At 59.2% G+C, this 10473-nt stretch carries 12 protein-coding genes; 4 read left to right on the forward strand and 8 right to left on the reverse strand.

The window, feature by feature from the left end; all coding sequences use genetic code 11:
• The 3 genes from Q1A36_RS20605 to mobQ form a co-directional block, all read right to left on the reverse strand.
• Positions 1-1400: UbiA family prenyltransferase (locus Q1A36_RS20605; RefSeq protein ID WP_299847910.1), on the reverse strand; the 1400-nt coding region annotated here is incomplete at its 3' end.
• 123 nt (positions 1401-1523) lie between these two features.
• A protein-coding gene (locus tag Q1A36_RS20610; protein WP_173485039.1) for an IS5 family transposase occupies positions 1524-2311 on the reverse strand; the annotation gives its coding sequence in 2 pieces (ribosomal slippage) (positions 1524-1972 and positions 1972-2311; 789 coding nt in all).
• Between the two features lie 131 nt (positions 2312-2442).
• Positions 2443-3510: a MobQ family relaxase gene (gene mobQ, locus Q1A36_RS20615; protein WP_299847915.1), complete on the reverse strand. Its 1068-nt coding sequence runs from the start codon at positions 3508-3510 to the stop codon at positions 2443-2445.
• A gap of 155 nt (positions 3511-3665) precedes the next feature.
• Between mobQ and Q1A36_RS20620 the strand changes: the two genes are divergently transcribed.
• A complete protein-coding gene (locus tag Q1A36_RS20620) occupies positions 3666-3932 on the forward strand; it encodes a hypothetical protein (RefSeq protein WP_299847917.1) in 267 nt (88 codons plus the stop codon).
• Positions 3929-4429 (forward strand): hypothetical protein, encoded by a 501-nt coding sequence (locus tag Q1A36_RS20625; RefSeq protein WP_299847918.1) that lies wholly within the window; start codon positions 3929-3931, stop codon positions 4427-4429. The genes Q1A36_RS20620 and Q1A36_RS20625 overlap by 4 nt, the downstream gene beginning before the upstream one ends.
• Positions 4430-4665: 236 nt before the next feature.
• Here Q1A36_RS20625 and Q1A36_RS20630 read toward each other — a convergent pair whose 3' ends face one another.
• Entirely contained in the window at positions 4666-4989 is a 324-nt protein-coding gene (locus Q1A36_RS20630; protein ID WP_299847920.1) for a type II toxin-antitoxin system RelE/ParE family toxin, read from the reverse strand.
• Entirely contained in the window at positions 4986-5240 is a 255-nt protein-coding gene (locus tag Q1A36_RS20635) for an antitoxin (RefSeq protein WP_299847922.1), read from the reverse strand. The genes Q1A36_RS20630 and Q1A36_RS20635 overlap by 4 nt, the downstream gene beginning before the upstream one ends.
• A gap of 407 nt (positions 5241-5647) precedes the next feature.
• Between Q1A36_RS20635 and Q1A36_RS20640 the strand changes: the two genes are divergently transcribed.
• Positions 5648-6658, forward strand: a complete 1011-nt coding sequence (locus Q1A36_RS20640) for a replication initiator protein A (protein ID WP_299847924.1) — start codon at positions 5648-5650, stop codon at positions 6656-6658.
• Positions 6659-6733: 75 nt separating this feature from the next.
• Positions 6734-7174 carry a hypothetical protein gene (locus Q1A36_RS20645; protein ID WP_299847926.1) on the forward strand — a complete coding sequence of 147 codons (441 nt, stop codon included), beginning with the start codon at positions 6734-6736 and terminating at the stop codon, positions 7172-7174.
• A 55-nt stretch (positions 7175-7229) separates the two neighbouring features.
• Here the strand turns inward: Q1A36_RS20645 and Q1A36_RS20650 are convergent, their stop codons facing one another.
• From Q1A36_RS20650 to Q1A36_RS20660, 3 genes are all read right to left on the reverse strand, one after another.
• A complete protein-coding gene (locus Q1A36_RS20650) occupies positions 7230-8426 on the reverse strand; it encodes a hypothetical protein (protein ID WP_299847927.1) in 1197 nt (398 codons plus the stop codon).
• A 276-nt stretch (positions 8427-8702) separates the two neighbouring features.
• A complete protein-coding gene (locus tag Q1A36_RS20655; RefSeq protein WP_299847929.1) occupies positions 8703-9056 on the reverse strand; it encodes a hypothetical protein in 354 nt (117 codons plus the stop codon).
• 8 nt (positions 9057-9064) lie between these two features.
• Positions 9065-10321, reverse strand: coding sequence for a glycosyltransferase family 39 protein (locus tag Q1A36_RS20660; protein ID WP_299847931.1), 1257 nt, complete (start codon positions 10319-10321; stop codon positions 9065-9067).
• Positions 10322-10473: the final 152 nt, after the last annotated feature.

The following is a 10473-nucleotide window of genomic DNA, read 5'->3' on the forward strand; positions in this document are numbered from 1 at the left end:
AGGGTGAACACGATCGGATCGTCGGTCATGAAGCCGCGACGGGTCATCAGTTGCATCCGGCCGATCCACAACATCAGAACCGGGCAGATCAGCAACAGCAGGTCCGGGCTGCCGAAATGCTGCTGAACCTGATTATCCTGAGAATACAGCGCAAAGACCAGAACAGCCGCCTGCGCCGCAGCGATGGACATCGCCTGATAGATGGGCAGATCCGCGACCATCAGATTGCGGCCCTCGGTCGCAGTCTTGCCACGCAGGGCAAGATCCTCAAGTTCGGCCTGACGTTTTATCGTGGCCAGGGAAAAAAACAGGAACATCGAAAATACCAGCAGCCACGGCGACAGCACGATGCCGGTCGCCATGCTGCCCGCGACGATGCGCAAGGTATAAAGCGCCGCCAATCCGATCACGTCAGCCATCATCTTGCGCTTGAACGACAGCGAGTAAAGCGTTGTCGTCACCAGATAGAACAGCAGGATCCACAGGAAATTCACTGGCAGGAACAGTCCTGCCAAGAGCATCGAGACCACCAGCAATCCCGCCGATACCGTCAGCCCCTGTACTGCATTGGCCGCGCCCGAGGCAAAGGGGCGGTTGCGCTTGCGCGGATGGACGCGATCCGAGGGCAGGTCCAGCAAGTCGTTGACGATATAGATCGCCGAGGCCGTCAGCGAAAAGCACAGCATCGCCAGGAGCGCGGCGGGCAGCCCGCCCAGATCCTGAGATGCCAGCACCGGCAGCAGGATCAGCAGGTTCTTGGCCCATTGATGGGGGCGGCAGGCTCGGATCAACGCCCGGATGGGCCAGCCGCCCGTGCTGCCGATCCCACCCAGAGCTATGCCTTCGGACGCCGCGCGACGCTGCAGGGCAGGCGGAAGCCGCACCCCAAATGCATGCCTTGCCGCCTTCCAGACCGGTAAATCAGTAGCGCTGTCACCTAGATAGTCGAACCCCTGTGCGCCAAATTGAGCGATAAGGAAGTCGGCCTTGGCCTTGCCGCGCAGGTTGCCATCGGTGCCAAGGCTGCCCGAGCCGACGGCCAGACTGAAGATACCAAGATGCGCGGCCACGGCCTCGACCTGCCTATGATCGGCGGCAGAGACCAGCCCCACCTGTCGCCCTTCAGTTCTTGCCTGCGCAATCATTTCCAGCACATCGCTGTCATAGGGCAGAAGTGCAGGATCTAGGACAGACAGATCGGCGATCTGTCGTTTGAATGCGGATTTTCCTCTGGCAAGCCACGAGGGTAGTCGCAACAGCGCTGTCGGTTGCCGTGCAATCAGGCTGAGCATTCCCTCATGCAGCGTGTCGCTGCGGCATAATGTGCCGTCCAGATCGATAACCAGCGGAACCGTTGCCCCGGTTTGGGGCAAGTCAGGACCGAGCAGCGGATCGGTCAAGGCAGAGCCGGTGACCGGTTGGGTTTGTATTTCTTCCGTCACAGTCCGCCCTCGACCGGTCACCAATTAACAAGTTGCCGCAATACAACTAAAATAGCTATTCCGACGGTATCCCAATTTAGCTCATGTTGACAAATGGCGGATCCAGAGACGGATCGACGTGATGTCAATGAAGCCGAGGAAGCTTTCCGCCGTCTTGTCGTAGCGGGTCGCGACACGCCTGGCGTTCTTGAGCTTGTTGAAGCAGCGTTCGACCAGATTACGCAGGCGATACAGCGAGCGATCGACACCAATCCGCTTCTTGCGGGACTTTCGCATCGGGATCACGGGCAGGACGTTGCGCGCTTCCATGCCGTCTCTGATCTTGTCTGCATCGTAGCCGCGATCCGCGAGCAGCACGCTCGGGCGGGGCAGATTATCCGCCATCACCAGATCGAAGCCGAGATAGTCCGACGTCTGGCCTGGCGTGATCTCTGTCCTCATGGGAAGCCCGTGTGCATTGACGAGGAGGTGGATCTTGGTCGTAAAGCCACCTCGAGAACGGCCGAAACCCTGTCGTGGAGTCCCCCTTTAGCGCCCGCTGCCTGATGGTGGGCGCGGATTACGGTGCTGTCGATCATCTGCAGGGCGCTTGGCACAGCTCCGCTCTGGTTCAGTGCCTCCATGATGTCCTCCCAGAGCCCGGCCAACGTCCAGCGCCGGAATTGCCGATAGACGCTCGACCACTTGCCGAACTCCCCGGGAAGATCGCGCCAAGGCGCCCCGGTTCGGGCAATCCAGAAAATCCCATCAAGAACGAGGCGGTGGTTGGTGGGTTTACGCCCGTTCGGGGCGCGGACGGCGAGGATGAAGCGCTCAAAGAACGTCCATTCCTCGTCCGACATAAGGTCTCGTGCCAAGCTGGTCTCCATCGCAGATGCCAGCTTGAATCATGCTCAAAGCCTGATGTGAATCCCTTTTGTCAACACGACCTAGATAGGAAGTGACAAACAAAAACGATTTTATTGGCCCTCGCCGCGCGAAGTACTTTCGGATCACCGCGCTACATGCCGTGATCCATGCCCTTGTCGCGGTGGCGGGCTTCGCGCACCTGTTCGCGCTGCCGCTCTTGCACCCGCTGGCGTTCCTCGGCCTCCCGGCCTTCCTGCAACCGCGCTGCGGCCTCGGCCAGTGCTCCCCGGTCGATCCCCTGCGCGGCCTCCCGTAGCCGTTCGGCCAAGCTGCGGGCGGATTCCGGCTCCGGCGGCCCGAGGCGATCCACAGCCCGCCCGATCCAGTCTCGCACCTGACCGGCCAGAACCTCCGCCACCTTTGCCACCTCGGCCGCCTGCGTCTTGACTTCACGCCACACCCGGACGGCCGCCACCTCGATCCCGCGTTCCTTCATCTGCCACGCCCCGGCAGACAGTTGCGGCAGCGGCTCCCGGTCCAGCTCCACCGCCCGCACCGTCTGCCGCAGTGCCTCGACCTCGTCGCCGCCATCATGTGCCGCGGTCGCCCGCGCCGAGGCCTCGATCCGCTGCGCCTCTAGCGTCCGGTGGTCGATCCGTTCATCGAGGCCGCATCGCTCAAGGGCGCGGTTGCTGTCCCGCGCCCATGCCTCGCGCCATCCTTCCAGCATTTCCTTGGCATTCCAGTCCCGGTTCTTCGCCCCGAACCCCTCGGGGCCGATTTCGCGGGTGGTCAGCAGGATATGGGCGTGGTGGTTGCGATCATCGCCTTCGCGTCCCGGCGCATGAAGGGCGATATCAGCCACCATGCCACGGGCCACGAACTCGCGCTGGCAGAACTCGCGCACCAGCTCGACGCGCTGCGCATGGTCCAGCTCGGCGGGCAGGGCCACCCGGATTTCGCGGGCCACCTGCGAATTCTTCCGGGTCTCTGCCGCCTCGACCGCGTTCCATAGCGCCGCCCGGTCCTGCACCCATGCGGGCGCGTTGGAAGGGGCGAGGGTTTCGACGTGATCGACGCCGCCACGCACCCGGTAATCGAAGGTCAGCCCGGTGCGGTGATCCTCGATCCGCTCGGCGGTGCGATAGGCCGCTGCCGCCGTGGCGCTGCGACCGGCGGAGCGGGAAATCATCGTGGCCCGAAGGTGATAGATCGCCATTTCCGCGCGCGCTCTTGCTTGGGGTTCAAAGGGGAATGCAACTGCCCCTTTGCCCACACAAACGCGCAGCGTTTGTATAAGTGGGCACTTCGTGTTTGACACGCTATTCAGAACGCGACAAAATTTCAACTGTTCTGAGAAGGAAAGGCGGCAGAATGGCGCGCACCATCGACCAGCAGATTGCAGAGGCGCAAGCGAAGCTGGCCCGCCTCAAAACCCGTCAGAAGGCCAGCGAGACCCGGCGCAAGATCATCGTCGGCGCCATCGTCACCACCGAGGCCCTGAAAGACCCCAAGATTTCCCGCTGGCTGGCCTCCACCCTGCGCAAACACGCAACCCGGGAAGTCGATCAGAAAGAGATCGCCGGACTGCTGGCCGACCTCGATGCGAGGGCGCAAAGCGCCGGAGCGGGTGAGGCATGAGCGGCGTCAAAGACCCATTCGAGATTCTGGCCGATGAAATCACCCTCATTCGCCGCCAGATGGATCACCTCCAGCGAACCAGCCTCGACAAGGACGAGGCCGAAGCCTTCAACGCGACTATTGCCAAATTCCTCGCCCAGCTTGGCAAGACCGCCCCTGCCATGCAGGAGGCCATGCGCCGCGACTTGGCCTATGTTGGGCATGATGTGCGCAAACACGCCGTAGAGGCCGCACAGAGCGCCGCCAAGGAGGCAATCGAGAAATCCCACGCCGAGAAGCCTCAAGGCGGCGAAAGACCTCTCACGGGCCGCAGGAGAGGCCCGCAGAGAGGCGTGGCGCTGGTTCGGCGGGTTCTGGGTATGGTTAGCCTCGATCGGGGCCACAGGGGCGCTTCTGGGCGTGTTGGTGGCCCTCTGGATCACCGGCAGAGGCGATGCCCGCGAGTTCGGCCAGTTTCCTCGCGTCTATTGCGGATCGGCAGGCGGTCAGGTCGTTGAACAGCAGGACGGCAGCAGCTTCTGCGCCATCTGGATCAACCGGCCCGCGCAGCAGACCGGGAATTGAACCGGTAGTTTCCACCTGCCCCGTTGTCGGTTATGCTGGCGGAGGCTGATCCACCTTCGGGGCTTAGGCCCATCAGCCTCCGCCAGGGCGAAACGTGGAATGGGCTGCCGCTGCGGGGTTTCCGGGCTTCCCGACACACAAAAACCGGGCTTTCACACTCCGGGCTGGATCAGGTTTCAGGCCCGTTCAAGCGATCCACCAGCCGCGCCATCAGGTCCATGCGCTCATGCAGGATCGCGACGATCAGGGCCGGGGCACCGTCCTGGGGCAGGCAGAACACATAATGATGCTCACAGCGCGCCATGCGCAACGTGGGATAGAGTTCGCTCATATCCCTGAAACGCGCGGGATCGCCCGCAAGACGGATGATCCCCTTTTCCAGATCGTCGGCGTAGCGCCGGGCTTGGGCGGCGCCCCATGTCTTGCGCGTGTATCGGATGAGGCCACGCATATCGTTGGCCGCATCATCCGTCAGGATGTAATTCTTGGTCAATCCCGACCAGCCTCGACCAGTTCCTCAGCCAGAAGATCGCTGATGCCCTTCGAGGTGATCTTCCCGGCCAGCCCATTCTGAACACGGGCTTTCAGCAGGGTTTGCAGTTCCTGCCATGCCTGATCTGCGGTTTCATCGCTCGGAAACAGCCGTTCGAGGGTGTATTGCTTGATCGTTTTTCCTTGTAAGGCGGCAAGTGCCTTCAAGCTTTGGTGCTGCTGCTCGGTCATGTCGATGGTCAGGCGACTCATGTGATGCTCCCCAAGGTTACCACAAACCCACATTAGCACATAAGCGCCTTCCCGGCCAGCTTGTTGCTTCTAAGCAAATCCCGACCGTGCTGCTATCGTAACCTGTCTGTTGGGGTGCTGTCAGTGCCGTGGGCAGCACCTTGCGCGCCGGGCTGCACTTATCCACAGGATCGGCCTGTAAGGCCCTAGTGTTATTAGTGTTACCTACGGAGTAAGTTACGGGGGCGAAAATTGCCCGTAAGCGACTGACAACATAGCAAGAAACTATCCGCACGGTTCCGAAAGGGTCAAACTTTGGTTCCGAAAGGGTCAAACTTTGGTTCCGAAAGGGTCAAACGCCCTTCCCTCCGCTTTCCGTTCCTGATAGGTCAAACAAGACAGTTCCTGATAGGTCAAACTTTCGCCTCATGAGCCTGCTTCCAGATCGCCACCCAAATCTTGATTTCTTCGTGCTCGACATCGCGGACGCGGTGCCGAAAGACGACATGGCGTCGATGGAGCACCCCCTGTTCTCGCTGGCGACGAAGCCGGACATGCGGCACCTCGAATACCGGAACGGCGACAACGTGCTGAAGATCCGCCCGTCCGGCCTCGGCCTGCCGACGATCTTCGACAAGGATATCCTCATCTTCACCATCAGCCAGTTGATGGCCCGGAAGAACCGGGGCGAGCCGATTGGCGACACGGTGCGCTTCTCGGCTCGCGAACTGTCGGTTGCCACGAACCGGCCCATCGGCGGGAACCATTACAAGCGCCTTGAGGACGCCTTTGCCCGCCTGCAAGGGGCGCAGTTCGTGACAAACATCAAATCCGGGGGGAAGGTCGAAACCCGGATTTTTTCCCTGATCGACGAGGGCGGCTTTGTGCGCACCGATGATGAGCGGTTTCGCCTCGATTACTGCGAGGTAAAGCTGTCGCGCTGGTTGATGCGAGCGATAGAAACCGACCAAGTGGTGACGATCTCCCACGACTATTTCCGCCTGCGCAGACCTCTGGAGCGCCGCTTGTATGAGATTGCCCGGAAGCACTGCGGGACCGCCCCGAAGTGGCAGATCGGGCTGGCGAACCTCCAGAACAAGACCGGCAGCAACGCCCCGATCAAACGCTTCCGCCATAACCTGCGCGAGATCATCAAGGCGGACGTGACCCCCTTCTATCGTTTCGAGGTTGACGAGAATGACCTTGTGACCGTGCGCCCTCGTTCGGTGCAGGTCGAACTGTCCCCGTCCATCATCATCCCCGAATGGGCCGAGGAACAGGCCCGCACACATGCCAGAACGCTCGGCTGGGACTACTACGTCCTGCAGGCGAACTGGATGGCCTTTGCACACGAGGAAACGGTCAAGGGCAACCCCCCGAAGAACCCCGGCGCGGCCTTCGTGGCCTACTGCAAGAAGCAAGAGAGCCTGCGGGCGTAGCACCACCCTCCCGAGGAACTGGACGTAAACAGGTAAACAGTTCACTATCGCGAAAAACGAACTATAGGAAACCCAGTGGCATACACCCTAGGAGAAGCAGCAAAGGCTACCGGAAAGTCAAAGGCTACGATCTCCAAGGCCATAAAAAGCGGTAGAATTTCAGCGGTTAAGGATGAGACAGGCACCTTTCACATCGACCCTGCTGAGCTGCACAGAGTTTACGCCCCAACAGTTTCTGTCGAACGCGAAGAAACACTAAGTAAACCCACAGCAAACACCGCAAATGATGGGCTTATCAGAGAGTTGCAGGCGCGTCTTGAAGCGGCGCAGGAGCGGCTGGCCGATAAGGAAGCGGTGATCACAGACTTGCGGGAAGATCGGGACAAGTGGCGCCAGCAGGCAACCGGTTTGCTGTCAGACCTGCGCACAGCGCAGGAAAAGGCTGTGCCTGTTACCCATGCAGAACCCTTGCCTGCTTCACAGTCCGAAGGGTTTTGGAAGCGTTTCTTCCGTTAGGGATTTCAAAAATCTGTCTGAGCCTCAATGAACTCAAGGCGCGTGATGGACCGTATCATGACCTACTCACTTTGGATTTCGGGTCACCGTCTAGACGTTCGGCGCCAAACCAGCAGGCGTACGTGGCTATCGCCAGAATCAGTAGGCCAATAGTCTCAATCAGGCTACCGGGAAAGATGTGCCCGTCCGGATTAGTGATCCCTGTCACTCGCGCTAGATTCTCGGCACGGAACAGCAGCACAAAACCCATGAGCAAAAAAAACGAGCGCGGAAAAAATCGCGCACATAGCGTCGGCGCGACAACGATGACCGTAAAGGTCAAATCGTAGCTATGTAACGGCACGACCAGCAGCCCAATGATGCAGACCAGAGAGATTGTCAGCAGCGCCCAGTCGGGCGCCCACCAGCCGATCAGAAACGCTGTCCCGCAAGCGACCAGAAGCAGGATTGTGCCGTTCAGATATAATCCAAACAGATTGGCAATCTGTACCAATCCGATCAAATTTTCAGCCGCATTGGCGGGGCCGCCCTCTGTCGCATAGGAACTCACAGCGCCAAAAAACCCGATCATATCCGCCATGAGCCCCATTTGCGCGGCAGAAACCATCACTAGCAATGCGTGCATCATAACTGCCGGAATGATCGCGCAGCGCAGGTGAGCAGAGGCGAACACAGCGCAGAACAGTACTATCCCGACGCTTGGCTTTAAGCCGACGATAGTCAGTGCTGCTGCCACATAAACCACCTGCCTCGTCCGATAGCCATAGATCAGCAGGGCGATACCAAGATAAACCAGAAACGAGGTTTGACCGATTGAAATGGCCACCGCCGTTGCTTGCATCATCGATGCCAAGCCAACGATGATCAAATAAACGGATAGTACATCAGCACTTTCAGCCGAGGTGATAGTTCGCGCCACCAATAGACTAGCCAAATGCAGAAAACAGAAGTTCAGAATATTCCAGACCTGAAGCGCATGCACGAAATCCAGGCGCGCCAAAAATCCTGCCAGTGGCTGGAACGAGGGTGGATAAACCCAGAAATGACTTTGTGGACCGAGTCCAAACCGTTGAAGATATTCCTGATTAAAACGGTCAGAGTAGGGGTTTATTCCATTATTCCATAGATCCCCGGCTAGCCATACCAGCCTAAAGTCTAACCCATCCGAAACATCAACTACCTTTGGAACAAGGTATATCTGGCCGATAGCAAAAATTACCATAGCAAAGGCAGAAAAAAAACGCGGGACCATAGGCGGCACGATATGTCTCCGAAATTGGCAAGCGCATCATATAACGACTATCAGCGAAAAAATTTGAGACATTCTTTCCCTTAAGTCGCGTCAAAAAACATTTCGAAAGTCTGGTTCTTTAATTCAGGCTCATTTCTACACAGGATGGATATTTTGACGCGCAATCTTGTGCTGGACAAAGAATATTCTTCGATGTCTTTATCTGATCGTCGGCCAACCGAATTCGCAGTCATGTATCGGAGTGCTGATTGGCACGCCTTTTGACAAGAGACTGTATCAAGACGATCCGCCCGCCATTGCCGTCACTGCCAAGCCTGCGATGATAAGCCCCAGTCCTGCGATACGCGCCGGATTGACGCTTTCCTGATGCAGCAACATCCCAATTACCGTCAGCAACACCATCGCCAGAGCAGTGACGACGGTATAAGTCAGGCTCAGAGAATAGAGGCGGATAGCTGCCACGAAAGCGGTCAACAAGAAACCGGCACTCAGCACCGCAAGCCACATCCAGCCCGATGTCAGGATCGACATGGCGATGGCCCAGGGGCTGGAGACATTCAGCCCCTGCCCGCCCTTTTTCAGGCACAGGTTCAGCGCCACGTTCGACCCTGCGGCGATCATGATCAGCAACCAGTGGTTCATGCGGGAAATGCCTTCTTACCCGGCGGTGTGCGCGGCTGCAACAACAGCGCGTGCAGCGCAACCGCCGCCAGTATCGCGATAAAGGGGGCGGAGGGCATATGATAGCGATCCTCAGCCACCACCACCACATGCAGCGCAGTGAAATAGCCCCACAGCGCGACCGGCGGGTTAAAGAATGCCGCGGTGATACCCTGCCGTCGCCCAATCGCTACCATACCAGTCAGTGCCCCAGCCAGAAGCAGATACCAATATCCGGTGGCGATCAGTTTGGCGCCCAATACTCCGCGATCACCGATCATATCGCGCAGATGCACTTCGTTCCAGACGACACCGATGGTTTCGCGGATATTAAGCTTCACCAGCTTCACGCCCAGCAGCCGGATCGCCGCGCCGGGATTTTCGATAGTGAATTGCTTCGCCTCAGCCTTTAGGTAATCGCTGCGCTCGATCTCGGACATGGGACCGACCTCGGGCGGCAGTTCCATGTACCCGCCATTGCTGGCCGGGTTGTTGCCCATCCACAGATTGGGGCCGAAATTGGTCGAGATCATGACCGGCGTACCAAAGACCTGCTGGTTGCGCATGGTCCAGGGCATAGCGATCAGCATAATCAGCAGCACGGCGATCCCGGCCTCCATGGCGGTGACGGCGAAACGGCGCGGGCCGCGGACCAGATCGACCAGCGCCAGCGCGACCGGCACCAAAAGGATCACCGGCCGGATATAAGAGGTCAGCCCCCAGACCAGCCCCGCCAGGATCAGGTTCGCCATCGGATTGCCGACCGGTCTTTGCCAGAAGAACAGCCCGGCAAGGGTCATGGCGATAAAGAACAACTCGCTCGACAGGATCGTCGTGAAGAAGATCAAGTTCGGCCAGAACGCGACCAGCGCCATGGCCAGAAGCCCGACCCGGGGGTCGAACCAGCGCGCCGCCAGATGATGCGACAGCGTCAGGATCATGAATCCCGCAATCAGGTTCAGGATCACCACCCCGACATAGCTGTCGGTGAACAGATAGGTGAAGGCGACCAGCCCCGATGTTCCGACCGCCCAATAGGCGGTGGGCTCCAGCGCGCTCCAACCATAGACGCCGTGATCGACCAGCGTTCGCGCGAATTGATGATAGGCCCAGCTGTCCGACACTGGCAGCACGGGTATAACAACGGCCCACAGGATGCGCAGTCCCATCCCGATCAGCAGCAGCTTCCAGAAACCGCCCGGCAGGTCGGACCAGGTTGTCACATGGGGTTTCATGCTCGTCCCCCCAGTGCGGAAACAAGAAAGATCACCAGCATCAGCACTCCGCAAAGCAGGCTGACCCGGTCGCGCAGGGTGAACACGATCGGATCGTCGGTCATGAAGCCGCGACGGGTCATCAGTTGCATCCGGCCGATCCACAACATCAG

Source organism: uncultured Paracoccus sp., assembly GCF_947487305.1.
Lineage (GTDB): Bacteria > Pseudomonadota > Alphaproteobacteria > Rhodobacterales > Rhodobacteraceae > Paracoccus.